This is a genomic window from Deinococcus sp. QL22, assembly GCF_023370075.1.
Lineage (GTDB): Bacteria > Deinococcota > Deinococci > Deinococcales > Deinococcaceae > Deinococcus.
This window is the reverse complement of the sequence record NZ_CP097149.1, coordinates 573,797-598,679: the sequence shown is the minus strand read 5'-3', so window position 1 is coordinate 598,679 and position 24,883 is coordinate 573,797. Positions and strand designations below refer to the sequence as shown.

Genomic DNA, 24,883 nt, shown 5'->3' with positions numbered 1-24,883 from the left:
GTCCCAGCGTCCAGATTTCACCAAAGCTCACCCAATTTCAAAAGGAGCCATGATGACCCTCACCCTTTCTTCTCCGTCTACCGCCTGGGTTCGCGTGTGCAAGCTCGACGATATTTTGCCCGGTGCGGGCGTGTGTGCCCTCGTAGACGGCGCTCAGGTGGCTGTGTTCCGCGTGACCTACCGAGGTGCAGACCGGATTTTTGCAGTGGGCAACCACGATCCCTACACCAGCGCCAATGTGCTGTCTCGCGGGCTGACCGGCAGTTACACGGCGGTAGACGGCCTGCGGTTCAAGGTGGCCTCGCCGCTGCTGAAGCACGCCTTTGACCTGGAAACGGGCGTAAGTCTGGACGACCCCGCCCTGCGCCTGCCCGTGTATGCGGCCCGCGCCAAAGGGGGTGACGTATGGATTGGTTTGGCGGTCTGAGGGTACTGAGCCTGGAGTCCCGGCGCTCCGAGGAAATGGCGACCCTGATCGGCAAATACGGCGGCGTGGCGATGGTGGCCCCCAGCATGCGCGAGCAGAAGCTGGATCTGAGCGCCCACCTGACCCAGTTTGAGGCGGGGCTGGCGGCGGGCGACATTCACGCGGTGGCCTGCATGACGGGCGTGGGCAGCAAACTGTTCCTACGCGATCTGGCGGCCCTGAATCCACAGCATCTGGAGACGCTGCAACGTGTTCCGATGGTGGCACGCGGCACGAAGCCCATGCAGGCGCTTAAAACCTTTGGCCTGACCGGGGTGAGTGTGCCCAAGCCCTGCACCTGGCACGAGATTCAGGATCACCTGATTGCCACCCTGGCCCCCGGTCAGCACGCTGTGATTCTGGAATACGGCGACGCCACGCCCCCGGCCATGCTACACACGCTCAAGCACGCGGGCCTGCGCGTGACCAGCATTCCGGTGTACCGTTGCGCCTTCCCCGCCGACACCGCGCCACTGGCTCACGCCATCCGCGAGACTGTGCTCGGCGGCCAGGACATCTTGCTGCTGTCCAGCGGCACACAGGTCTTGCATCTGCTGAAATTTGCGGCCCGCATGAACCTGGAGCCCGAGTTGCGCGACGCGATTCGCCGGATGGTGGTCGTCAGCATCGGCCCCGCGTGCAGCGAGAGTGCCGCCGAACTGGGCCTGAGAATTGATCTGGAGGCCAACCCGCACAAGATGGGCATTCTGGTTCGCACCGCTGCCGAACACGGCCCCGCGCTGCTGCGTGGGCGACTGGGAAAAGTCGGCTAGGTAGGCAAAGCAATCGCTCTCAAAACAAACCTAATCACCCCCGCCCGTCTGCCATGCCCAGACGGGCAATTCCTTGGCACTGCACGGGTGCTAGCCTGCCGGAAACGCGACAACCTACCCCAACAGCGCTGCCCCGGAGGAATTCTATGACCCATGCCCCATCTCCCCTCGAAACCGTCTTTACCGTCGAAGCCACCCCCATCAAGTTTGGGCCGGGAGCGGCGGCAGAAGCAGGCTGGGAACTGGCGCGGTTGGGCGTGCGGCGGGCCTTCGTGGTGATTGATCCGGCCTTGCTGGAACAGGCGGCGGGGCAGGCGGTGCTGGACAAGTTGCGGGAAAGTGGCGCGGAACTGATCCTCTTTTCGGATATCCGTGTGGAGCCGGATTTGCAGAGTTTAGAACGGGCGGCAGCGGCGGCGCGGGCCAGTGGGGCCGATGGGTTCGTGGCGCTGGGCGGCGGCAGCGCCATAGACACGGCCAAAGTTGCCAATCTGCTGGCCTCGTGCGGGGGCGGGGTGATGGACTACGTGAACCCGCCCATCGGCGCAGGCGGTCAGCCCACGCGGGCGCTGATGCCCCTGCTGGCTATTCCCACCACGGCGGGCAGCGGGTCAGAGGCCACCACCGTCGCCATTCTGGATCTGCCTGAACTGGGCGTAAAATCGGGCATCAGTCATCGGCTGCTGCGGCCTTCGCAGGCCATCGTAGACCCGGAATTGACCCGCACCGCGCCGCCTCAGGTCATCGCTGCCGCCGGGCTGGATGTGGTCTGCCACGCTGCCGAAAGTTTCCTGAGCCGCCCCTACACCACGAGGCCGCGCCCCGCCACGCCCGCCGAGCGTCCGCCGTATCAGGGCAGCAATCCGGTGGCCGATTTATGGTCGGGTCAGGCCCTGCGCTGGGGCGGAGACTACCTGCGCCGCGCTGTGCAGGACGGCCACGATACCGAGGCACGCGGCTTCATGATGCTGGGCGCGACGATGGCAGGCGTGGGCTTCGGCTCGGCGGGGGTGCATATTCCGCACGCCTGCGCCTACCCGATTGCGGGCCTGCGCCACAGCTTCCAGTCGCCCGGCTATCCCACCGACCATGCCTTCGTGCCGCACGGCTTTTCGGTCATCGTGACCGCCCCCGCCGCCTTCCGGTTTACCTTTGGGGCCAGCCCTGCACGGCACATTCAGGCCGCCACCTTCTTGACCGGGCAAACCTATGCGCCGGATGACTGGGACGCGCTTCCCAACGCCCTTTTGTCTCTGATGCGTGATGTAGGCGCACCGTCTGGGCTACACGCTCTGGGTTACGTGCCCGCCGATTTGCCTGCACTCGTGGACGGGGCGCTGAAGCAGCAGCGGTTACTGGCGGTTGCGCCCCGGATGCCTACTGCAGAGGATCTTGAAGGAATTTTTGCAGCGAGCTTTGAAAATTGGCCGTCGTAAGGAATGGAACTGCTGATTATTCCCCTACCCCCACCGCTTCCGCCACTGTCTTAAAGCCGTCGCGCTGCAAATACTGCGCCAGTGTGCGGTTCAGGCGGGCGGGCAGCAGCGGGCCTTCGTAGATCAGGCCTGTATACAACTCGATCAGGCTGGCCCCGGCGCGGATTTTGGCGTAGGCCCCGTCGGGGGTAAAAATGCCGCCCACACCCACAATCGGCAGGCGGCCCCGCGTCTGGCGGTAGGCGTCGGCGATCAGCGCGGTGCTGCGGAGGGCCAGAGGAACCCCGCTGAGGCCGCCCGCCTCGGCAGAGTGGGCGTGCGTGAGTCCGGTGCGGCTGAGGGTGGTGTTGCTGATGATCAGGCCGTCTGCGCCCGCCTCCTGCACGGCGTTCACGCTGGCCTCAAAGTCGGCGGGGTGCAGGTCGGGGGCCAGCTTGACCAGCACGGGCGGGGCGCGGCGGCCTCCACGAACCCGGCCTGTCTCGCCCCCGCTTTGCGCCTCCACTTCTTCCCGCACAGCCCGCACCAACGCTCCCAAGCCTGCGGCTTCCTGTAGGGCACGCAGTCCCGGCGTGTTGGGGCTGCTCACGTTGATGACAAACCCATCGGCCACCGCATGCAGCGCCCGCACGCATTTCAGGTAATCCTGCGCGGCTTCTTCGTTGGGCGTGTCCTTGTTTTTGCCGATGTTGACCCAGACAGGCACAGGCCGTTTTTCCCCTGCCAGACGCTGTTGTAAGGCTTCTGCTCCCGCATTGTTGAAGCCCATCCGGTTGATCAGTGCGCCGTCGGACGGCAGGCGGAACAGGCGCGGGCGTGGGTTGCCGGGCTGCGGCAGCGGCGTCACCGTGCCTACTTCCAGAAAGCCGAAGCCCATTGCGCCAAAGGCAGGGACGGCCACACCGTTTTTATCCAGGCCCGCTGCCAACCCCACCGGAGAGGCAAAGGTGCGCCCCCACAGCGTTTGCGCCAACTGCGGTTGCACCGCACCGGGCAGCGTGACGCCGCGTGCCAGCGCAGGCCACAGCGGAATGCTGGAAGCTGCCTGCAACAGGTTCAGGCTCAGGTGATGCGCGTCCTCGGCATCCAGACGAAACAGCAGCGGGCGGAGGGCTTGGCGGTACACGGGCCATAGGATAGAGCGTGGAGGGTCAGAACTCCTGTGAACACATCACAGGGTTTCGGTCAACCCAGTCAGACTGGAAAGTGAGAACAATCCATCTGGCGCGGGAAGGAAGTCGGCCACCGCGAGAACAGCGTCCAGATTGATAGGGCCGTACACATGCGGGAAAAACAGCCCACTGTCCTCGTATTCCTCGGACTTGAGTGCTGAGGTGAGCCGTTCGGGATCGATGTGCAGCAAGATGAGATAAGGCTGGCCCAAGAAATAAGCGTTGGCGACGGCGATAACCTGCTCGGTGGTTGGTGTGGAGCAATGAATAGAGTCGTCTATAACGAGACTGGGATGGCTATAGTGGCCGATGTGCTGTGCCTGCGCCCAAGCTGAGCGGGTGGTGATATGAACGATCATTCAGACCTCGGGTTGCAGGGACGAAAACCTATATTTGGTTTCAGGGAGGAACAGATGAGCCAGAATGCTGTGAAGCGTTTGTATCTGATGCAGGTAGGAGGCATGCCGGAGTACCAGATTCCGATTGTGTGCTACTTGGTGCAGATGGAGGACGGCCACAATGTCCTGATCGACACTGGCCTGCCAGAGATCATCCCGGAAGAAGGCTCCGACTTCGAGAATGGGCAGGACGTGACCCTACAGTTGGCGAGCATTGGCCTGACACCAGACGACATTGATACCGTCATTTCGACGCATTACGATCTTGACCATGCCGGAAGACACGCGGCCTTCAGGGCAGCGCAGTACGTGGTTCAGCGTGTGCATCATTTGGACGCGGCGACCAATCCCCGTTTTGCGGCCACTCGGCCCGAATGGGATCAGCCCCCAGAGCGCGTCCGGCTGGTGGACGGAGATATGGAGCTGTTACCGGGGCTGGAGCTGATCGAGACGAGCGGGCATGTGCCGGGCCATCAATCGGTACTGGTGCGGCTGCCCAATACAGGGACGGTGTTGTTGCCCATAGACGCAGTTTCCTTCGGCAAAGACTTCACGCGTGACGAGCAGGATGACGGAAGCAACCCGGACGCCGAGGCAATCCGCGTCAGCACCATCAAGCTGCTTGATCTGGTGGAACGCGAGCAGATCGGGCTGGTCATTTTCGGGCACGACCAAGCACAGTGGGCAGGGCTGAAAACGCTGCCGGAGTATTACGATTGAGGGGGCCAGTCCCTCTAGCCGTCCCCTCTACCCGCCCAATCCCAGTACGTCAGGCCGCATGGGTTCCAGTTGCACCAAACGGGCGTGCTGTTGGCGGTCACTCTGCTCTATCAAATCGGCCAGTGTGGTGCCACCCAATACGTCGCGTAGGGCGGCGTCTACGCGGTACCACAGGTCTTGCGTGCCGCACACGTTCTGGCTGTCGCACACATGGTTGTCCTCTACGCACGACACGGGGGCAATGCTGCCTTCCATCGCCGTGACCACATCGTAGGCATTGATGGCCGACGCCGCCCGCGCCAGACGGTAACCGCCGTGTGCGCCGCGAATACTGCGAATAAACCCGGCCCGGCGCAGGTTGCTGGCGATCTGCTCCAGATAATGCTGGCTAAGGCCCTGGCGCTCGGCCACATCCTTGAGCGGCACGGCCTCCCCGCCCCGGCGGCCTATCTCAATCAGGGCACGAAGTCCGTATTGCGCTTTGGTCGAAACCCACATGAGGTTAGTTTACCCGGAAAGCCGTACAAGAAATAGGACATTAAGCGCGGATAGGTGACAGAGCCCGTGGACAGCGAACAGCAACTTATCCCCGCCACAACCCATTACACTTCCCCTGTGTCCCACGCCGCCGTCCTTCCATCTGTCCTTTCCGGAACGCTGCCCACTCCGGCAGACGTGCTGCTGCGCCTGCGGGCCATGCACGCGCCGGGCATGGTGCTGCTGGAATCGCTGGGGCCAGAGGTAGACTATGGACGCTATTCCTACCTGAGCGCTTGGCCTGCGCGCGTGCAAACCCAATTGCCCGCACAGCTCAGCGGGGATGAAGTGTTCCCGGCATGGCTGGGTGGCCTGAAATATGAGGCGGCGCGGGAGTTTGGGCTGGAGACACACGGCTCAGACGGCGCTTCAGCTTGGTGGGGCTTCTATCCCAGCGGTCTGGTGTGGGACAGACAGGCAGGCACGCTGACAGTGGTGGGTGAGGCGGGGCATGTGGACTGGGCGGCGGTGCTGGCCCACGCCCCAGCTTCAGTTCCGGCGCTGCATGTAGGGCCATTCGGAGCCGATGATGTGGCTTATCCGGACGGTGTGCGGGCCGTGCAAGACCTGATCCGGGCGGGCGAGGTCTATCAGGTGAATCTGTCGCGGGGGGTGCGGGCGGCGGCGGCGGGCGATCCTCTGGCGGCCTATTTGCGCCTGCGGGACGTGAATCCCAGCCCCTTCATGGCGTTCTTAGATATGGGGTCAGAAGTGGTGGTGTCGTGCAGCCCCGAACGTTTGGTGCTGTGGGAGGGCGATACGTTGTCGGCCCGCCCGATTGCAGGCACGCGGCGGCGCGGCGACACACCCGCAGAGGACGCCGCACTGGAAGCCGAACTGCGTTCCAGCGCCAAAGAACAGGCCGAACACACGATGTTGGTCGATCTGGTGCGTCACGATCTGGGCGCAGTGGCGGTGGCTGGCACGGTGGCCGTGCCCGACTTGATGCTGGTGGAACGCTACAGCCACGTCATGCATCTGGTGTCGGAAGTGACGGCCACCGCCCGCCCCGGCATCAGTTTGCGCGACGTACTGGCGGCCACTTTTCCCGGCGGCACGATTACCGGCGCACCCAAAGCCCGTGTGATGGAGGCGATTCGGGCGCTGGAGCCGGGGCCGCGTGGCTGGTACACCGGCGGCGTCGGGATCGTATCAGGGGCGCGGGTAGACCTGAACATCCTGATTCGCACGGCTGCCTTTGTGCAAGATACTGAAGGCTGGACGGTAGCGGTGCGGGCAGGCGGAGGCACGGTCATAGATGCCGACGCCGACGCCGAAGCGCGGGAAACAGTTCATAAGGCCCAGGCGCTTTTGGGCGTGCTGGCCGATGTGCCGGGGCGAGCGGCGCAGGCTCCAGCCCTGCCGGTGTCAGGGCGGGCGTGGCAGTCGCCCCCAGCAGCCTCGTCTGCGGGCAGGGGCCTGCGTGTGTTGCTGCTGGACAACCAGGATTCGTTTACGTGGAATCTGGCCCATGATCTATGGGTGCTGGGCGCACATGTAGACGTGCGTTCGCAGGATGAGCTGGCTGAAACGTTGCTGGCTTCCCGGCCTGACGCCGTGCTGGTCGGCCCTGGCCCCGGCACACCCGATTCCAGCGGCTGCACATTGCCCCTGACCCGGTTGTGTCTGGAACGGCAAATTCCGCTGTTGGGCGTGTGCCTCGGTCATCAGGCGTTGGGGCAAATTCTGGGGGGCAAAGTAGAACGGGCCGCGCCTGTACATGGCCGCCCGGAAGCCGTGCAGCATAGGGGAACAGGGCTATTTGCAGACATTCCAGACGGCGCAGAATTTGGCCGCTATCACTCATTGGTGGTGCGGAGCCTGCGCCCTGAACTGGTCAGCGCCCGGAGTGCCGACAGTTCAGAAATTATGGCCCTGCACGCTGCCGACGCGCCTGCCTGGGGCGTGCAATTTCACCCCGAAAGTATCCTGAGTCCGTTTGGGCGGGTGGTGCTGGGTAATTGGCTGAAGATGAGCCGGGCATGGGAACACCAGTGAACATCCTGCCTGCCCTATTGGACGATCCGGCCTGGTTGCATGGAGCCTCGGCATTTACCACGGTTCGGACGCGGCACGGGGCGGCGCTGAACTGGGCGGCACACTGGGCGCGTTTGGCGGGGACTTGCGCCTTCTTGGGCCTGCCCACGCCGGAATCTGAGGTGCCGGAACTGGAAACTTTCGCCTGGGGTCTCCTGCGTATCACCGCTACAGCGGGCGGAAGCTTCGCGCTGCACCGCCCGCTGGCACCCGGCCCGCGCCCGGCTGCTGGCGTCCATATTCACCTGACCGACATCCAGCCGCACCCGCAATTGGCCGCGCACAAAACCGGAAACTATCTACCCTACCGCCTCGCTGCCCAGCAAACCGCCACTGCCGGAGCATTTGAGGGTTGGTTGCTGGATGCAACTGGTCACGTCGTAGATGGCTCGCGCACCTCGCCGCTGCTGGAAATCGGCGGGCGGCTGGTGCTACCGGCGGGCGGCTTACCGGGCCTGACCCGCGCCACCTTTTTAGATGGGCAGGAGTATGAAACGCGGCCTGTCGCTGCCGCCGAGTTACCCGAGGTGACCCGCGCTTGGATTTGTGGCGCAGGCGTGGGCATCGTGCCTGTGCAGGAAATCACGGGGGCGGGGCTGCGACTCCTATTGCCTGTGCAGTGGCCGCAGGTACAGGTAGCGGGGCTGGTTTGGCCGGAGTAGGGCGAGTCTAAGGGTCTAAGGAAGGGAAGGAGGGTAATCGCTGGCGCTCACTCACCCCCTCCCAACCTCCCCCCTCAAGGGTGAGGAGCTACAACCCTAGACTCCGCCACCTTAGATTCTCCCCGCCCAATTCCGTGTGAGGCCGTCGTGCGTGCAACGCGCGGGCCAATTCCAGTTCAAAGACGACTGGCGATTCCGGTTCAGAAGAACGATCTAGCCGAGTATGGACGCGACAAGATCACTCCTGCCGAGCGCAGCGACAAACTCCCCTGACCCCTTTGGGGCGGGGGCTGGGGGGTGGGGGAAACCGTGGGAGCAGGCCAAGAACCTATCCCCTCAGCGCCGCGCAAACCCCGTCACATTCCACTCCCCTTCCCCGTCTGCACTATTGGCTTCCTTAATCCCGCTATACAGCCGCGTCGGATGCCCGTCCTGCGCGTCGTATTCGGCTTCCACGGCTGGGCAAGGCTGGGCCTGCTGATAGGCCAGAGCATCGGCAATATTCTGAAACAGGTCGCCAACGGTAGCGCGGGCCTGTGCCGAGGGTTCGCCCTCCTCACCCGCTTTAAGGGCCACACTCTGCACTGCCCCGCCACTGACGGTGACGCGCACGGCGGGAAAGCGCACAGGCAAGGCGTACTGGGCAAAATCGTAGGCATAGTTGGAGATGGCGGCGGCCTGCCAGCGGGTGCGGGCGGCGCTAAGGTCGGCGTTCAGGCGGGCAAAGTCGGGGCGGGTGTAGCCCTCTACGCAGGCGGCGCCAGGCTGTGGCTGGGCTGTTGGCTCCGCGCTGCCGGAGTTGGTAGACATCGGGCGGTTCATGCACGCGCCTAGGCTCAGGGCCAGCGCCGCCAGCAACCCACTGCGGATCAACACGGAACGGATCATGCACCCAGCGTACCTAAACCCGCGTGACGGGCCGCTGATGAATCATGTCTGCCGTCTTGAGCGAACCTGAAGACCATTGCCCCGCCGCTGTGGGCGTACCCTGACCGCATGACCGACGCCGCCCCCGCCTCGCCCGCCGTCCTGCAACTGGATTCACTCCAACTGGGCTATTCGTTCTGTCCCAACGACACGTTTATTTTTCATGCACTGTACGCGGGCCTCACGCCGTCGCCCGTGCCTGTAACCGAAATTTTGGAAGACGTGCAAACCCTGAACGACTGGGCCGTGCAGGGCCGCCTGCCGATGACCAAAATCAGCTACCGCGCCTATTTTGGCGTGATGGACAGATATGTGGCGCTGCGGGCAGGCGGCGCACTGGGCCGGGGCGTGGGGCCGCTGGTGGTGGCGCGGAATGGAACGGCTGGAACGGATTTGAGCGACATGGATTTGAATGGAAAGGTGGTGGCTTCTCCCGGCGCACTGACCACCGCCGAACTGCTCCTGCGGGCCGTGTATCCCGACGTGAAGGTGCTGAGAATGCGCTACGACGCCGTGATGCCCGCTGTGGAGCGCGGCGAGTGGGAAGGCCAGGCCGTAGACGCGGGCCTGATCATTCACGAGTCGCGCTTTACCTACCCACAGCACGGCCTCAGCAAAGTACTGGATCTGGGCGCGTGGTGGGAAGGCGAAACCGGGTTGCCACTGCCACTGGGCGCAATTCTGGTGCGGCGCGACCTGCCCACCGAGTTGCAGTGGAACCTGAATACTGCCGTGCGCCAGAGTTTGGACTACGCCTACGCCCACCCGCAGGCCGCCACCGAATATATCCGCGCCCACGCCTCCGAAATGTCGGAGGAAGTGATGCGGGCGCATATTGACCTGTACGTGAATGAGTTCAGTTTGGATGTGGGTGAGGAAGGCGAACGCGCCGTGCAGGAGCTTCACCGCCGCGCTGTAGCTGTGGGGGCAGTTTCAGATTCAGACCTGCCATTGTTCGTTTCTTCCGGCCCGAATTTATAACAAACCACCTGTCCTGTATAAATACGTGCAGATGCTTAAGCTCGCCTCAACTCAGCTTTGAGAAGAGGCTTAAGTGGCGCTCAGAAGGTGTCAGAACACAGGTTTGAGCATTTCAGGCGTATGTGATGCTGCTGGTCAGGAGGCTTCACAACATGCGTACACCCTTTCTGACCGCTCTGACGGCGGCCCTTGCTTTTGCCAGTTTTGGCCCGACCTCTACCACGTTTGCCCAGCAGCCCCCACCCGCCTTGCTGCCGCCCGTACAGCCGCGCCCGATTGCGCCGCCCGACCGCCCCGTGACCGTGACTGCCACGCGCAACGAGCCGACGCCGCTGGAATTTACGATGGATAAGCTCGAGCGCCTCACCGTGCCACAGGGCTTTACCCTCAGCGTGATGGCGACCGGGTTAGGCAACGCCCGCCTGATGCACGTGATGCCTGACGGCGGTATTTACCTGACGCGCCGTCAACAAAACGACGTGTGGTACCTGAAAGACGTGAACAACGACGGCAAAATCGAGGCCGTGGAGCGCAAGCAGGTGGCCCAGAACCTCAAGGCCGCGCACGGCATGGACGTGAAAGAAGGCAAGCTGTACGTTGTGGGCGAGAAAACCATCTGGGTCATGACGATGGCGAAGGACGGTACCCTCAGCGTGCCCCGCGTGTTTGCCGACGGCTTCCCCGATGCGGGCCAGCACCCGGCACGCACGATTCACTGGGGGCCGGACGGCTTCCTGTACGCCACATTCGGGTCGACCAACAACGACGCCCCCACCCTAAACCCCGAAGAAGCGACCATGCTCAGAATCAGCCCCAATGGTCAGATTCGGGAAGTATTTGCACGCGGCCTGCGCCATACCATCGGCTTTGGCTGGCACCCCATTTCCAAGACCCTGTACGGCTTCGATCAGGGCAGCGACTGGCACGGCGACAACATTCCGCCCGAAGAACTGAATGTGATCCTGCGCGGCAAGAACTACGGCTGGCCCTTTTGCTACGGCGACAAACAGCCCGATCCCTACGTGAACGTGGGCAACATTCCCGGCAAGATCACCAAAGCCGAATACTGCGCGGGCACGCAGGGCAGCACCCTGAATTACACGGCGCACGCGGCAGCCATCGACGCCAAGTTCTATACGGGCACGCAGTTTCCCACCGAATTCCGCAACGACGCCTTCGTGGCCTACCGGGGATCGTGGAACCGTTCGGAACCCAGTGGCTACGAAATCGCCCGCGTGAACTTTGACGCCGCCAACAAGCCCACCGCCATCACGCCCTTTATTTCGGGCTTCGTGTTCGAGGAAAACGGCGAGTGGAAGCAGTTTGGCCGGGTGGCAGGCGTGGCCCAGTACACCGACGGCAGCCTGCTGTTTACCGATGACCAGAGCGGCGTGATTTACCGCGTGCGCTACACCGGGGGAAACTGAAATGCGGGGAACTGAAACACGGTTGAAACGGCTGAGATGGACGACGCTGGGCGTACTCACACTGGGTCTCGCGGCGGCGGGCGGCGCAGAAATGGTGCAGATGATGGCCCCCGCCACCACACCCCTGACCGCCAATGCGGCCATCACCGACGAGCAGGGACAGGTGCGCGGCCTCGCCACCTTCCGGCAGGCGGGGACGGCAGTGGCCGTAACCGTAGAAGCGCGGGGGCTGACGCCGGGGCAGCACGGCATGCACGTGCATGACACGCGTAAATGCTTGCCCGGAGTCGACCCTGCCGTGAACAGAGTGGTGCCGTTCGGCGCAGCTGGCCCCCACTTCGATTCCGGCATGAGCCGCAACCATGACAGCCCCGAAGCGGGCAACAAGTACGGGCACTCGGGCGATCTGCCCATGCTGACGGTGGGCGCAGACGGCGTGGGCCGCGCCTCGTTCATGTCCGACAAGATTTCCCTGACGGGCATGGACGGCATCCTCAACCGTACCCTGATCATTCACGAAAAGCCCGACGACTACAAAAGCGATCCATCGGGCATGACGGGCGCACGCGTTCGCTGCGGCACCATTGTTCGCGTCGGCCTGAACACCCGCGACTACCCGCTGCCGGGCGTACAAACCTACCCAGAAGGCGTGGCGTATGACGCCAAAAGGGGCGTGCTGTACACGGGCAGTGCCGCCACCGGGGCTATTTACACGGTCAACCCGACCAGCGGAACGGTGAACCTGTTCAGCGAAGGCGGAGCTCTGGGCCGCAGCAGCGCTCTGGGCCTGAAGGTAGACAGCCAGAGCCGCGTGTGGGTGGCGGGCGGAGCGACAGGCACGGTCAGCGTGTTACGGCCCGACGGTTTCCCGGTCGCTATTCTGGAAACGCCCAAGAGTCCGAACCCGTATATCAACGACCTCGCGCCCGCCGCAGACGGCAGCGTATACGTCACCGATTCCACCCGCCCTGTGATTTTCCGGGTGTCGCCCGACCTGAAGCTGAGCGCGTGGCTGGATTTGGGCAATACGCCCATCAAATACGGCCCCGGCATCAACCTGAACGGCATTCTGGCAACCCCTGATGGCCGTTACCTGCTGACCATGCAGCTGAACACGGGCGACCTGTGGCGCATAGATTTGCGAACCAAAGCCGTGAAAAAAGTGATGGGCGGCCTGACCCGTGGCGACGGCATCCTGCTCAATCCCGCCGACCCGCGCACGCTGTACGTGGCCCGCAATGCAATGGGCGTGGTCAGCAAAGTAGCCCTCAGCGCCGATTCGGGCACGGGTACACTGGTTGCAGAAGAACCGCTGCAAGGCCTACGCTTTCCCGCCACGCTGGCGGCAGTGGACGGTGACGTGGTGGTCACACAGAGCCAACTGGACAAACTGATAGGCGGCACACCAGAAACACCCTTCCGTCTGACACGGTTTAAAGCCTTCTAAGCCAGGAAGAGAACTCAGATCAACCATGAGCCGGGGCTGATGCTTCCGGCTCGTGTGTTATTTGAGGCGACTGATACTGATTCCGCGTTCTACTGCACTTTGAAAACGTTGAGTCGGAAGGTGAATCCCCGCTTGCCCGCGCTCTTGAGCATGGCCTCTTCAACCCCAAACCCTTAGACCAAGCACCAGCCCCCTAGCACATCAACCTGCTCCCTACTGCAATTCTTCCCGGCTCGCCCTTCATGCTCTGGACGGGTGTAGGGGGCAGTGTAAGAACTTGGTGGAGTGTATTAGGTTAGGTTAAAGGGGTGACTAAGCAAGGCGCGCCCGCACTTCCGGCCATCGAGGTGCGCGGATTGGTAAAGCGGTACGGTTCCAATACCATCCTCGAAGACGTTCACCTGACCGTAAAGGCAGGCGAAGTGTATGCCCTGACCGGCCCCAACGGTGCAGGCAAAACCACCCTCATTCGCTGCCTGACCGGCCTGGCCTTTCCCACCGACGGCGAGGTGAGGCTCTTGGGGCGCGACGTGCACACCGATGGCACCCGCGCCCGCGCTTACCTCGGCGCAGTCGTAGAGGCTCCGGCCAAGTTTTACCCGCAGTTTACGGGCACTCAGAACCTGCAAACCCACGCCAACCTTGCGGCGATGGCTCCCGGCGGGCGCAAAGTCAGCCGTGACCGCATTCGGGAAGTGCTGGCCCTGCTGGAACTGACCCGCATGGCTGACCGCAAGGTGGAGGAATTTTCGCTGGGGCAGCGGCAACGGCTAGGCGTGGCGTCGGCAATTTTGGCCGAACCCAAAGTGCTGATTCTGGACGAACCCACCAGCGGCCTCGACCCCCTCGGCATCGGCCTGATTCACCGCATCGTGACCAGCCTCGCCACCAGTGGGTGCGCCGTGATCCTCAGTACCCACCACCTGCGCGAAATTGCCACCTACGCGCATACGGTGGGCATTCTGACGGGCGGGCGCATGGTAGACACGGTGGATTTGCGGGCGCGGCAGGCGGCTTACCGCTTCCGGGTAGACGATCCGGTGGGCGCGGCCTCGGCGCTGGAGCGCTTGCCGTTCGTGCGCCGGGTCACCACCCGCACGCCCTACGCCATCGCGTATCTGGGCGGAGAATCCCGCGTGCCCGACGCTCTGGCGCACCTCAGCAACGAGGGCATCCGGGTCTTCGAGGCCAGCCCTGACCATTTCGACCTGTACGAGTACTACCGCGAGCGCGTGGAGCAAGCCTGATGCTGACCCTGATTACCCTAGAGTTCCTGAAACTGCTCGGTTCCCGCAGCGCCCGCCTTGCCCTGCTCGTGTGCTTTGTGCTGCCGCTGCTGTGGGCCTTTGCTCCTCGCCTGGAGGTGCTGATGAAGGTGGCCGTGGTCAGCGGGTGGCAGATTCCCGCCATCAGTATCGGCATCGCCGTGCAGTTCCTGATTCCGCTGTTTATTGCCGTCACGGTGGCCGAAATGATCGGCACGGAAGTCAGTCAGGGCACGCTCGCGCCTCTACTGCTGCGCCCTGTGGAACGCACCACCGTCATTGCCAGCAAACTGATCGTGGCCCTGTCGTATCCGGTGCTGCTGATCTCCATTACGGTCATAGGATCGCTGCTGGCGGGCATTCCCAGAGGCTTTGGGGAATTTGCGGGCGGTACGGGCATGGGGCCGGGGCTGTTTGTGGGCGTGGGTACCCTGACCAGCAATGCGGCGTTGGCCGAGGTGCTGCGCGGCAGTCTGCTGGCCGCCGTGATGCTGATGCCGATTGCCGCCCTCGCGTTGCTGTTCGGCGTGCTGCTACTGAATACTGCCGCCGCTGCACTCGCCACTTTTGCCGCCCTGAACCTGATGCGCCTGTTGGTTGTCTTCCCCGACACCATCCAGCGCGTGCTGCTCACCAGCCACCTGAACCTGTACGCCCAACAGACCGACATCACCCAGCCACTGATTTTGCTGATCATCTATACGGTGGGATTTGGGCTGATGGCGGTGTTCGCCTTTGACCGCCGGGATGTTTGAGGGCTGTAAGTGGTGAGTGGGAACGGATAAAGATTGGAGTTGTGCCCCTGCCTTCGGGTGGGGGTTTCTCTTTTGGGGATGGGTGCGGCGGGTTCGTGCCCTCGTAGCCCCCTCTGCGAGTCTCACAAGGGGGCTAAAAGCAAGAGCAAGAATCTAAGGTTTTTAGCTCATCACCCTTGGCTGGGAGAGGGGAGTGATTGGGAGGGGGTGAGTGAGCAACGCGATTACCCTTTCACAAGCCATCTTCTCCACCCAACGCCCCAAAAAAGGCCCCACCAACTCGGCAGGGCCACAACTCCAAACTCCTATCGCTTTTTACAACCAATTTACTTATTCTGCGACAGGCGTTCCAGCACCAAACGGCTCACGGTTTTCAGCGTCTCGAACACGCCCCCGCCCAGGTGCGCGGTGGCCTCGAACAGTTGCAGTTCCTGACGGGGATCGATAACGGAGCGGATCATATTGGTGGGGAGGGCGTCGGGTAGGTCGCGCTTGTTGACCTGCAATACGATGGGCACATCGCGCACGTCGATGCCGTGTTCTGCGAGGTTTTCGCGGAGGTTGCGCATGCTTTCGGCGTTGGCCCGCAAGCGGTTGGGGGCGCTGTCGGCCACGAATACGATGCCGTCTACGCCGCGCAAAATCAGTTTGCGGCTGGCGTTATAAAACACCTGACCGGGCACGGTGTACAGGTGAAAACGGGTTTTGAAGCCCTGCACGGTGCCGAGGTCGAGGGGCAGGAAATCGAAGAACAGGGTACGCTCGTCTTCGGTGGCGAGGCTGACCATTTCGCCGCGCAGGTGGGCCGGAACCTTGCCGAACACGTGCTTGAGGTTGGTGGTCTTGCCGCTCATGCCGGGGCCGTAGTACACGATCTTGCAATTGATTTCGCGGGCAGCAAAGTTGATGGTACTCACAGCGGAGCCTCCGGGTGCGGGCGCAGGTCAAGACACTGGCGCGGGTGAGGGGAAAGGAGGCGGGCGGACAAATCCAGCACAATGAAAAGCTGAGTGAGGGACAGCGTCATGGGGGTCATCCGAGGAGATCGTCAAGCAGGGCGTTGGCCCCTTTGGAGAAGTCCGAATCCAGTTGCACGGGCGGAATATCTTTGAGTTCTTCCAGGATGGCGGCGAGTTGCACGATGGATTTGCGGGCGTACACCTTGACCTTGCCCAGCGGCACAGCCACGTCGAAAATCAGGGTCAGGAGGGCCTGATCGCCCACCGATTCCACGTACAGGGTGCCGTTCTCGCCCTGATGGGTCTGTTCGCTGAAGGTGCGCTCACCCAACATGTTGGCGAGTGCGCCTGTGGCGGCGGCGTTGCTGGCCACCAGCGTCGCCACACTGTCCAGCGCAGGCGGACGAGGTGCCCAGAGCGCCTCCTTATGAGACAACACGAAGCCTTTACGGTCTACCAGCAGCCCATAACGGACGCCGGTGACCTCCAGCAGTTCCTCTAATAACCGGTCAACGCGGGCAAATGCGTCTCCGTACAGGGCAAGTGAGGGTTCAATCATGACGCTTTGCAGTATAGGAGGCGTCCGGCACAATCTTCTGACGTTTTTGAAAATAACGTGAGAAATCTTGCAGGCTCGGGCGCGTTTCTAGGTTATTCGGCACGGTTTAAATGGGGGCGCTGGGGGGGGTGCGGCCTTCCTCACCCGGCAGTCAGCACCCGAACAGTACACTCGCCCGCGTGAGAGGGTTGCGTGTGAGCAGAGTGCAGAAGAAAGCAAGCAGGCGCGGACTGTGGCTGACGCTGCTGGTGTTGGCGGCCAGTGCAGCCGGGCAGACCAGTGGTCAGGCAGCGGCGCGTCCGGTGGCGATTGGGGGCGTGCTGCAAAGTGCGGCGCTGGAAACGCGGGTGCTGGGCAGCGTGGAATACATAGCCGTCTGGACGCTACCCCGCGTGGGCGTCAGCGTGCGCAACGATCCGCGTGATGTGCGCCTGCTGTACGGCAACCGCGAATTGCGTTACCGCCCTGCCGACGCTGGGGGGACGGGATGGGTAGTCCTAGGCTTCGCACTGACCACGCCTCTGCCCGCACCCGAAATCGTGAACGGCAGCCTGTATATCTCGTTGCAAACCTTGCAATTGCTCGGCGTGCGCCTGCTCTCCGACGCGCCGGATGTGCTGGATTTCGCCGCGCCCGCTGTGGTGCCGAGTAGTACGCTTCCGCCTTCGCCTGTGGCGGCAATTCCAACTCTACCTGTTGCCACGCCGATGCCGCCAACCACGCCTCCACTCACCGAGCTTAGGCCTGTGCCCACGCCGCCCGCCATTCAGCCCATCATTGTTCAGCCCATCAATCCGGCCTCGCCTGCCCTGGCCCACCTTGATACGGTGCGGGTCAGCCGAACCCTGCACCGAAAAGTAGAGGTGCAGCGTGTGGTGCTGGAACTGAGCGGCCTCGCCCCCTACACCGTCGTGCGCGAGAAAGCGGGCCTAAGCGTGACCCTGCCCCGCGTGAGCGCCACCGCCAGCGCGCAGGAATTGCCTTCCGGAGACCGCCTGAGCGTGGAGCCGAGCGACGCCGGAACCACCGTGCGCCTGAACACGGGCGGCGGCATCAGCACGCTGTTTACGCTGGACAACCCAGACCGAGTGGTGATCGATACGACCACGCAACTTGATTCCTCTGTGCCGCCGCCGATTGACCCGGACGCCCTGCCCACTGGCGTTACCTACCGCCAGAAAGGAATGCTGCACCTACTGAGTTTCGACTCGGCCCTGTATCAGCCGCGTGTGGTAAGTGCGCCTAGCGGCAAGGCGTCGGATGTGGCCGCGTTGGTACGCGGCGTGGGCGGCGTGGCAGGCGTGAACGGCGGGTATTTTGACCCCGCCAGTGCGCTTCCCGTCGATCTGGTGGTGGCGGGCGGCCTGATGACGGCCCCCAGTCTGGAACGCCGCGCCACTATCGGCTTTACTGCGCAGGGCAGCACCCTCTTTGGGTATCCCAAGCCGCGCTACCTGCTGACCGGGCCGTTTGGCAGCCTGACCGTAAACAGCGTGAGCAGCAAGCCCCGGCCCGATCTGCTCACCGCCTTTGTGGGCAATGGCAGCACGCCTGTGGGCGCGGACAGCCTGACCACGTTGTATATAGGTCTGGGCGGCAGCACGGTGCTGAACGCATTGACAGGGCGGGTCAAGCCGCCTGCCGGAACCCTGACCGTCACTTTTGACCCTGCCCGTTTTCCACTGTTGCCGCGCACCGCCGGGCAGCCCCTGAAGACCACCCTGAGTTGGCGGGCCGACGACGCGCCGTGGAATACCGCCCTCGACGCCCTGAGCGCGGGGCCGCTGCTGGTGCAGGCCGGTCAGGTGGCTCTCAACCCGGCCCGCGAGATGTTCGATACAGGCACCAACCTGTGGCGGGCGACCCGGCAAGTGGCGCTGGGCGTCATGGGCGGGCAAACCACCATCGCCTACTTCGAACACGGCACGCCCGAAGTGTTCGCCGCAGCCCTGGCTGGAGCAGGCGTGCGCGACGCCGTGCGGCTCGACAGTGGCAGCAGCGCCACAGCCTATCTGACGGGCGGGTATGCCAATTTGGGCGCGTACCTGAATACGGTCTGGAGCCGCCCCGTGCCCAATGCCATCGTGTTTGTGCCCCGCACGGCTCCCGTGTTGCCAAGCCCCGTGTCGCCGGAATTGTCGCGCCGCTGAGGGGGTTGGGCCGAGGTTAAGGCTGCGATGCCTGCTGAGCTTTTGGGTGAACCTCCGTTGGAGGGGAGGATAAATGCTGTTCTTAGACCCTGAGACAGCTTTTCTCCTACCGACTCCCCACCTTCAGCCGCTCCATCAGTTGCACGAACGCCTGCGCCGTCACCTGCACATCCCCGAATGAGCGGTGGCGGCCTCCCTCGGCAAAAGTCAGATTCAGGCGCTCGGCCAGCACTCCTAAATTGTGGGCGCGTTCGCGGGGAAAGGCGCGGCGTGACAGCTGCACGGTGCAGTATTCGGTGGGAGGTGCCCAGGTCAGGCCCGCCCGACGCGCCGCCACACGCACAAAGCCGTTGTCGAAGGGCGCGTTGTGGGCCACCACAGGCGACTCTCCCACAAAGGCCAAAAAGTCGGGGAGCGCCTGCGCGATGGTGGGCGCACTCCTGACCATCGCGTCCGAGATGCCGTGAACCTGCTGCGCCCGCCACGGAATCTGCAAGGTGCTGCCGCTTTCAGTGGTGGGCCGCACCAACGTTTCAAACTTCTGGCTCTCATCCACGCGCCCGTCTACGATTCTCACCGCACCGATTTCTACGATGCCGTCCCGTTCGGGCGACAGGCCAGTGGTCTCAAGGTCAAACACGACAACGTTCATTGGGCCTAGCGTAGCGCGTGGCGGGCTGCGGGATTGACCCATGCCTTATGTCGCAGTTCTGTCAGAGGCGGGCGGCTAGGCTGCTGGGCATATGACTCGTGCTGCCGTTTCGTTCTCTACCGGGTCTGCGTCTACCGGGTCACAGACAATGCACAGTCAGGCGTTGGCCGCCGCCCTCGCGCAACTGGACAACGTGATTCTGGGCAAAAGTCATCAGGTGCGACTCGCGGTGGCCTGCCTGCTGGCGCGGGGGCACCTGCTGATAGAAGACCAACCTGGTGTGGGCAAAACCACGCTGGCACACGGCCTTGCCCGCACGATGGGGCTGGCGTTCCGGCGGGTGCAGTTCACGGCAGACCTGCTGCCCACCGACTTGCTGGGCGTGAGCGTGTGGGACGCCGCCGCCGCAGAGTTCCGCTACCATGCTGGCCCCATTTTCTCTGAAGTGCTGCTGGCCGACGAGATCAACCGGGCCACGCCCAAAACGCAGGGGGCCTTGCTGGAGGCGATGGAAGAACGGCAGGTCAGTGAAGGCGGCGTCACGCGCCCGCTGCCCGACCCCTTTTTTGTGATTGCCACGCAGAATCCGGCGGCGTTCGTGGGCACGTCGCCGCTCCCCGAAGCACAGCTAGACCGCTTCCTGCTGACCGTCACTCTGGGCTATCCTGACGCCCGCGCCGAACGCACACTGCTGGAAACGGGCGGGCGGGTGCTGACCGTGCGCGACCTGCCGCCCGTGCTGAACGCCCCGCTGCTGACCGCCATGCAGCGCGAGGTAGACGCTGTACACGCGGCGGCCCCGCTGCTGGATTATTTGCAACTGCTGGCCCGCGCCACCCGTGAGCATGCGGTACTCGCGGCGGGCCTGAGTCCACGTGCCCTGCTCGCGCTGCTGGCCGCCGCCAAAGCGTGGGCTTATCTGGCGGGCCGCCGCATGGTGCTGCCCGAAGACGTGCAGGCCATCTTTCCGGCACTGGCCGCCCACCGCCTGCCCGTGCGCGACCCCAGCGCAAGGATCGGGGACGTGATGGCCCGCCTGCTGGCCGACACGCCGATTCCCTGACGCGGCGGCTGTTGCCCTTGTCTGCCGTGTCTAAATCCGTCCTGTCGTACCACCTGCGCCCCACCCGCATGGGCCTCGGCTTCCTGCTGCTGACCCTGCTGACGCTGGTGGGCTGCGTGAATTACAGCCTGAGCCTCGGCTACGGCGCAACCTTCCTGCTGGCAGGCGTGTGGGCGGTCACCGCCGGGCAAGCGATGCGGGGGGGGCGTGCACTAAGAGTCAGATTGGACGCACCGGGCGAAGTGTTCGCCGGAACAGAATCGGCCTTGACCGGGCAGGCGACGGGACTGGCAGGCACGCCGTTTGAAGTGCGGCTGGGAGCGATAGCCGCCACTGGACGCACTCCGGCGGATTCAGCGGGCCGTTTTACCCTGCCCCTGCCACCCCAAGCACGTGGCCCGCTGACCCTATCCCGCGTGCAGATCGCTGCTCACGACAGCCTCGGCCTATGGCGCTGGGTGCAGGTTTTGCCGCTGACCGAAGTAGGGCTGGATGTCTTGCCCCCCGTCTTCCCGGCCCCGGAACAGGGCGCACCCACGCCGCCCACGCGCCGCACTGGGGCTGCGGGCGAAGGCCTGACCCGCACCACTGGTACCGAAGATTTTTCGGGCTTGCGGGCCTACGTGCCGGGAGACTCGCCGCGCCTCGTGTCCTGGAAGCACGCCGCCCGCACAGGCACGCTGCTGACCCGCGAATTCGACGCCCCGGCAGGCACGGCGCTGATGTTTGACTGGGCCGACACCTCGGCGCTGGGCAACACCGAGGCCCGCCTCTCACGGCTAGGTGCCTGGATCAGCGCGGCGCGGGCGGTAGGCCTTCCCTTCGGCCTGACCCTGCCGGGGCGCACGCTGCCTGTGGCGGCTGGAGAAGCCCACGCACGGGCGGCACTCACGGCTCTGGCGCTGCATGAGCCGTTGCCCGCGCCTCCGCCCCCCGCATCATCCGCTGCCAAAGTTCCCCGTGTTCCCCCAATCCTGCCCGCTGCCGCCCTACGTTTCACCCTGTTCGGGCTGGCGGTGGCCCTCGTGCCGGGAGTGTTGCGCCAACCCGTGTGGGTGTCGTTGCTGACGGCCCTGCTGCTGGGCTACACCGCGTTGCAGACTCGTCCAGTCCAGTCTAAACAGAGCGTCCGTCCCCTTCCCAGTTGGCTGCTGGGAATCGCGGCGGGCCTAGCGGCGGTAGCGCTGAACGCCGAATACGGCACGCTGCTGGGCAGTGAGGCGGGCACGGCGCTCCTCGGATTATTGGTGGCCCTCAAAGCCGCCGAATCGCGGAATGTGCGCGACGCCCGGCTGTTGGTGCTGCTGGGCCTGTTCGTCACGTTTACGCACTTTTTGCATGGGCAGGGGCCACTCGTCGCCCTGCACGCCCTCCTCAGCGTGATCCTGACGCTGGCGGTGGCGGGCGTGTGGGTGGTACCGAACAGTCAGGCCGATACACAACCCGGCCCAGTCCGAACAGCGGGCAAAGTGGTGGCGCTGGCGCTGCCGCTGATGCTGGTGCTGTTCGTGCTGTTTCCCCGTCCAGACGGCCCGCTGTGGCAATTGCCCCTGCAGGGCCGCGCCCAAACAGGACTGTCGGACGAAATCCGCGCCGGAGAATTTAGCGATCTGGCCCGCAGCAATGCAGTGGCCTTCCGCGCCGATTTCAGTGCTGGCCTGCCTGCGCCTCAAGACCGCTACTGGCGCGGCCCGGTCTTCGAAAGCTACGACGGGTTGGCATGGACACAGGCGCGGCTGCGGGGTGCGTCGCCCAGCATCGAGCCGACTGGCCCGGAAAGCGTCTACACCCTGACGCTGGAACCCAACGGTAAACCCTGGCTGCTGACGCTGGACGTACCCACCGAACTGCCGCCCGGCGCGTTCCTGTCTACGGCGTTTCAGGCCGTGAATCCGCGCCCCAGTAGCACTCGCGCCCGCTATGCCATCCGGGGCCGCAGTGCCCGCCTGGGCGTACAGGAAAGCCCCGAACGCCTGAATTACGATCTGTTGTTGCCTGTGGGCCAGAGTCCACGAGCCCGCGACCTGGCGGCCAGTTGGACTGGGTTGGCCCCGGCGGCGCGGATAGAAGCCGCCCTGAACTACCTGCAAGCGGGGGGTTTCACGTATACCCTCAGCCCGCCCACCTTGCCCGAACAAGACCGCGTAGATGCCTTTTTATTTGGTGCTCGCACCGGATTCTGCGAGCATTATGCCAGCGCCTTCGCCTTCCTGATGCGGGCGGCGGGCCTGCCTGCGCGGATCGTGGGCGGGTACCTCGGCGGCGAGATCAACCCGGACGGCGGCTACCTGATCGTGCGCCAGCAAGACGCGCATGCCTGGGTCGAAGTGTGGCTGGCCGGGCGCGGCTGGACGCGAATAGACCCGACAGCAGTGGTGGCCCCCGCCCGCCTGAACACCAACCTCAGCACTGCGCTGACCCGCCCGAATGCTACCCAAGCCGCGCCCATCGGTACCTTTGCCCGCCTGCGCCTGCGCGTAGACGCCCTTCAGAACCGCTGGAACGATACGGTGGTGGGCTACAACGGCGAGCAACAACGCAGCCTGCTGGGGCGCGTGGGGCTGGGACAGGTGGGGGCCGCACCTTATCTGCTGGCCGTGCTGGCGCTGATTGCTCTGGCCTTTGTACCCGCGCTGCTGGTGGCCCGCCGCGCTGCACGCCCCCGTGACCCCGCCGCCCGCGCCCTGCACGACCTGACGGTGCGCCTGCGCCTGCCCCGCGCCCCCGGAGAAACCGCCAGCGCCTACGCAGCGCGTGTGCAGCAGCGTTGGCCCCAGTCCTCGGAATCGCTGAGTGCCTTCCTGAGTGCCTACCACGAGGCCCGCTATTCGCCGGAAGCCTCGGCAGAAGGGGCGAAGAAGTTGCGGGTGCTGGTGCGGAAAGTGCGGCGCTGATTCTCCAAACGCGCACCCGTTCTCAGACCCTTGACCCTGAGACGCTCTTGCCCCTCACCCATACTTCTTCTGCTGCATACTGACCCCACATGAAAGTCCTGATTATCGTAGCCACAGCGGGCGAGGCGGCGAGGCTGGCAGGCGTGCCCGCGCATGTGGTGGTGTGCGGCGTGGGCGCGGTGGCGGCAGCCCTGACCACCCAGCACGAGCTGATGCAGGAGCCGTTCGATCTGGTCGTCAGTGCCGGAATCGGCGGCGCGTATCCGGGCAGCGGCCTGAATCCCGGCGACCTCGCTGTATCGAGCCTGATGGCACAGGCCGACTTGGGCGCGGTGGACGGCCTGCCCGGTCAGGAGACCTTTTTGTCGCTAGACGAATTGGGCCTCAGCGTGCAGCCCGATCAGCCCTCTGATCAGCTCAATGGAGGAATATTTCCGGCATGGCGCGGCGCACAGGCTTTGGCCGAACGCCTGAACCTTTCCAGCCTGCGCGTCGGCTATGGCCCGGCCCTCACACTGTCCACGGTCACGGGCAGTTTGGCTGTGGCCCACGCTCTCGCCGCCCGCTTTCCCGGTGCAGTCTGCGAGGGCATGGAAGGTGCAGGCGTAGCGCAGGCGGCCCTGCGCTGCGGTGTGCCTGCGATAGAAATACGCGGCATCAGCAATCCGGTGGGGCCGCGTGACCGGGCCGCCTGGAAGTTGGGAGAGGCTCTGGCCGCGACAAGGCGGGGCGTGGAGGCGTTGCTGGGGTGGTAGAGAAAGGAATAGGAAGTGGGCGGTAGGCAGGGCTTTTGCCACAACCTACCGCCCACTTCCCACACCCTCAGTTGCGGTTCAGGAACAGGTTCTGCACGGGCGTGGGAGCAACAGGGAAGTTGACCTGCACATGCACGGTGGTTCCGGGGGGCGTCTGGGGATCGACGTTGATCCAGTGGCTCGCCAACACAGGTGGATTGGGCTGAGGATCGATGGCCCGCACCAAGACGCGGCCCTGCGCGGGCACGAACACGCACCAGCCTTCGGGGGCGGCAGTAAAGGCACGCACCGGCAGCACACTTTGCAGGGTCAGGTCGGTGGGGGTGGCCCAATACTCGATGAGGAGGCTGGCCTGCTCGCGCGTCAGATCCTTTTCTTCGATATTGAGCTGGATTTCCACGCTGTCGCTCTGGCCGGGCACCAGATTCATCCAGCCGGGAACCACGTACCGGCCACTGCGGGCGCTCTTGAATTGTTGGGGGGCGGGGTTGGTCATACAGTCTAAGGTAGCGCGGCAAGTCTTTCGGGGTCATCACACCGCCCTCGCCGGACTGGGGGCACTATTTGGGGGTAAAGCCTTATTCGGCGGCGTCTTGGTCAGGAGTGACCGTCTGAACGGTGTGCAGCAAGGCACGAACAGCCACATAACCCACCACAAAGAACAGCAGGGGCACGAGGTTGATGTTCACTTCGGCGTCTTTTTCGGGGGTCAGGGCATTCTGGCGGCGGAATTTGATCATGCCATACAGCCTACGCGCCCCACATGACCGGGGGGCCACACCGGGGCTTGAGACAGCGTTGACAAATGGGCGGTTTGCACCTCAGTACCTCGCGGTAAAGCTTTAGCT

At 64.1% G+C, this 24,883-nt stretch carries 25 protein-coding genes; 16 read left to right on the top strand and 9 right to left on the bottom strand.

What is annotated here, in order from left to right:
• Positions 1 to 49 precede the first annotated feature (49 nt).
• From nirD to M1R55_RS02855, 3 genes are all read left to right on the top strand, one after another.
• Complete coding sequence (gene nirD, locus M1R55_RS02865; RefSeq protein ID WP_249393243.1) at positions 50 to 427, top strand: nitrite reductase small subunit NirD; 378 nt, start codon at positions 50 to 52, stop codon at positions 425 to 427.
• A complete protein-coding gene (locus M1R55_RS02860; RefSeq protein WP_249393242.1) occupies positions 406 to 1,239 on the top strand; it encodes a uroporphyrinogen-III synthase in 834 nt (277 codons plus the stop codon). The genes nirD and M1R55_RS02860 overlap by 22 nt, the downstream gene beginning before the upstream one ends.
• A gap of 146 nt (positions 1,240 to 1,385) precedes the next feature.
• Entirely contained in the window at positions 1,386 to 2,675 is a 1,290-nt protein-coding gene (locus tag M1R55_RS02855) for a hydroxyacid-oxoacid transhydrogenase (protein ID WP_249393241.1), read from the top strand.
• A 16-nt stretch (positions 2,676 to 2,691) separates the two neighbouring features.
• On the opposite strand, the gene M1R55_RS02850 is transcribed toward M1R55_RS02855, so the two are convergent.
• Together M1R55_RS02850 and M1R55_RS02845 are read right to left on the bottom strand one after the other, a co-directional pair.
• Complete coding sequence (locus M1R55_RS02850) at positions 2,692 to 3,801, bottom strand: quinone-dependent dihydroorotate dehydrogenase (protein ID WP_249393240.1); 1,110 nt, start codon at positions 3,799 to 3,801, stop codon at positions 2,692 to 2,694.
• Positions 3,802 to 3,846: 45 nt separating this feature from the next.
• Positions 3,847 to 4,206, bottom strand: coding sequence for a DUF952 domain-containing protein (locus tag M1R55_RS02845; protein WP_249393239.1), 360 nt, complete (start codon positions 4,204 to 4,206; stop codon positions 3,847 to 3,849).
• 54 nt (positions 4,207 to 4,260) lie between these two features.
• Between M1R55_RS02845 and M1R55_RS02840 the strand changes: the two genes are divergently transcribed.
• Positions 4,261 to 4,965: an N-acyl homoserine lactonase family protein gene (locus tag M1R55_RS02840; RefSeq protein ID WP_249393238.1), complete on the top strand. Its 705-nt coding sequence runs from the start codon at positions 4,261 to 4,263 to the stop codon at positions 4,963 to 4,965.
• Between the two features lie 27 nt (positions 4,966 to 4,992).
• On the opposite strand, the gene M1R55_RS02835 is transcribed toward M1R55_RS02840, so the two are convergent.
• A complete protein-coding gene (locus M1R55_RS02835) occupies positions 4,993 to 5,463 on the bottom strand; it encodes an Rrf2 family transcriptional regulator (RefSeq protein WP_249393237.1) in 471 nt (156 codons plus the stop codon).
• A 198-nt stretch (positions 5,464 to 5,661) separates the two neighbouring features.
• Here M1R55_RS02835 and M1R55_RS02830 point away from each other — a divergent pair, with 198 nt between their 5' ends.
• The 3 genes from M1R55_RS02830 (at position 5,662) to M1R55_RS31725 (ending at position 8,474) form a co-directional block, all read left to right on the top strand.
• Positions 5,662 to 7,500, top strand: a complete 1,839-nt coding sequence (locus M1R55_RS02830; protein ID WP_249394109.1) for a chorismate-binding protein — start codon at positions 5,662 to 5,664, stop codon at positions 7,498 to 7,500.
• Positions 7,485 to 8,201 carry an aminotransferase class IV gene (locus M1R55_RS02825; protein ID WP_249393236.1) on the top strand — a complete coding sequence of 239 codons (717 nt, stop codon included), beginning with the start codon at positions 7,485 to 7,487 and terminating at the stop codon, positions 8,199 to 8,201. Before M1R55_RS02830 ends, M1R55_RS02825 begins: the two co-directional genes overlap by 16 nt.
• Positions 8,202 to 8,348: 147 nt before the next feature.
• Positions 8,349 to 8,474 carry a hypothetical protein gene (locus tag M1R55_RS31725; RefSeq protein WP_256566009.1) on the top strand — a complete coding sequence of 42 codons (126 nt, stop codon included), beginning with the start codon at positions 8,349 to 8,351 and terminating at the stop codon, positions 8,472 to 8,474.
• Positions 8,475 to 8,537: 63 nt separating this feature from the next.
• Here M1R55_RS31725 and M1R55_RS02820 read toward each other — a convergent pair whose 3' ends face one another.
• Positions 8,538 to 9,089, bottom strand: a complete 552-nt coding sequence (locus M1R55_RS02820) for a DUF6174 domain-containing protein (protein WP_249393235.1) — start codon at positions 9,087 to 9,089, stop codon at positions 8,538 to 8,540.
• 108 nt (positions 9,090 to 9,197) lie between these two features.
• Here M1R55_RS02820 and M1R55_RS02815 point away from each other — a divergent pair, with 108 nt between their 5' ends.
• From M1R55_RS02815 to M1R55_RS02795, 5 genes are all read left to right on the top strand, one after another.
• Entirely contained in the window at positions 9,198 to 10,109 is a 912-nt protein-coding gene (locus M1R55_RS02815; RefSeq protein WP_249393234.1) for a 1,4-dihydroxy-6-naphthoate synthase, read from the top strand.
• Between the two features lie 152 nt (positions 10,110 to 10,261).
• Positions 10,262 to 11,536 (top strand): sorbosone dehydrogenase family protein, encoded by a 1,275-nt coding sequence (locus M1R55_RS02810; RefSeq protein ID WP_249393233.1) that lies wholly within the window; start codon positions 10,262 to 10,264, stop codon positions 11,534 to 11,536.
• 1 nt (position 11,537) lies between these two features.
• Positions 11,538 to 12,983: a superoxide dismutase family protein gene (locus M1R55_RS02805; protein ID WP_249393232.1), complete on the top strand. Its 1,446-nt coding sequence runs from the start codon at positions 11,538 to 11,540 to the stop codon at positions 12,981 to 12,983.
• A gap of 308 nt (positions 12,984 to 13,291) precedes the next feature.
• Positions 13,292 to 14,230 carry an ABC transporter ATP-binding protein gene (locus M1R55_RS02800; RefSeq protein ID WP_249393231.1) on the top strand — a complete coding sequence of 313 codons (939 nt, stop codon included), beginning with the start codon at positions 13,292 to 13,294 and terminating at the stop codon, positions 14,228 to 14,230.
• Positions 14,230 to 15,003, top strand: coding sequence for an ABC transporter permease (locus M1R55_RS02795; RefSeq protein ID WP_249393230.1), 774 nt, complete (start codon positions 14,230 to 14,232; stop codon positions 15,001 to 15,003). Before M1R55_RS02800 ends, M1R55_RS02795 begins: the two co-directional genes overlap by 1 nt.
• 326 nt (positions 15,004 to 15,329) lie before the next feature.
• Here M1R55_RS02795 and M1R55_RS02790 read toward each other — a convergent pair whose 3' ends face one another.
• Both M1R55_RS02790 and M1R55_RS02785 read right to left on the bottom strand, forming a co-directional pair.
• Entirely contained in the window at positions 15,330 to 15,920 is a 591-nt protein-coding gene (locus tag M1R55_RS02790; protein WP_019008293.1) for an ATP/GTP-binding protein, read from the bottom strand.
• Between the two features lie 115 nt (positions 15,921 to 16,035).
• The gene (locus tag M1R55_RS02785) at positions 16,036 to 16,521 is read right to left on the bottom strand and encodes a roadblock/LC7 domain-containing protein (RefSeq protein WP_019008294.1); all 486 of its coding nucleotides are present in this window, start codon (positions 16,519 to 16,521) and stop codon (positions 16,036 to 16,038) included.
• A 194-nt stretch (positions 16,522 to 16,715) separates the two neighbouring features.
• Between M1R55_RS02785 and M1R55_RS02780 the strand changes: the two genes are divergently transcribed.
• The gene (locus M1R55_RS02780) at positions 16,716 to 18,671 is read left to right on the top strand and encodes a phosphodiester glycosidase family protein (protein ID WP_371827144.1); all 1,956 of its coding nucleotides are present in this window, start codon (positions 16,716 to 16,718) and stop codon (positions 18,669 to 18,671) included.
• 106 nt (positions 18,672 to 18,777) lie between these two features.
• On the opposite strand, the gene M1R55_RS02775 is transcribed toward M1R55_RS02780, so the two are convergent.
• Positions 18,778 to 19,323, bottom strand: coding sequence for a PolC-type DNA polymerase III (locus tag M1R55_RS02775; RefSeq protein WP_249393228.1), 546 nt, complete (start codon positions 19,321 to 19,323; stop codon positions 18,778 to 18,780).
• A gap of 91 nt (positions 19,324 to 19,414) precedes the next feature.
• Here M1R55_RS02775 and M1R55_RS02770 point away from each other — a divergent pair, with 91 nt between their 5' ends.
• From M1R55_RS02770 to mqnB, 3 genes are all read left to right on the top strand, one after another.
• Positions 19,415 to 20,386: an AAA family ATPase gene (locus M1R55_RS02770; protein ID WP_371827143.1), complete on the top strand. Its 972-nt coding sequence runs from the start codon at positions 19,415 to 19,417 to the stop codon at positions 20,384 to 20,386.
• 26 nt (positions 20,387 to 20,412) lie between these two features.
• A complete protein-coding gene (locus M1R55_RS02765) occupies positions 20,413 to 23,280 on the top strand; it encodes a transglutaminaseTgpA domain-containing protein (RefSeq protein WP_371827142.1) in 2,868 nt (955 codons plus the stop codon).
• A gap of 89 nt (positions 23,281 to 23,369) precedes the next feature.
• On the top strand, positions 23,370 to 24,035 hold the full coding sequence (mqnB, locus tag M1R55_RS02760; protein WP_249393227.1) for a futalosine hydrolase: 666 nt from the start codon (positions 23,370 to 23,372) through the stop codon (positions 24,033 to 24,035).
• A 67-nt stretch (positions 24,036 to 24,102) separates the two neighbouring features.
• On the opposite strand, the gene M1R55_RS02755 is transcribed toward mqnB, so the two are convergent.
• Both M1R55_RS02755 and M1R55_RS02750 read right to left on the bottom strand, forming a co-directional pair.
• Positions 24,103 to 24,531, bottom strand: a complete 429-nt coding sequence (locus M1R55_RS02755; protein ID WP_019008300.1) for a hypothetical protein — start codon at positions 24,529 to 24,531, stop codon at positions 24,103 to 24,105.
• Positions 24,532 to 24,613: 82 nt separating this feature from the next.
• A complete protein-coding gene (locus M1R55_RS02750) occupies positions 24,614 to 24,775 on the bottom strand; it encodes a hypothetical protein (protein WP_249393226.1) in 162 nt (53 codons plus the stop codon).
• Positions 24,776 to 24,883: the final 108 nt, after the last annotated feature.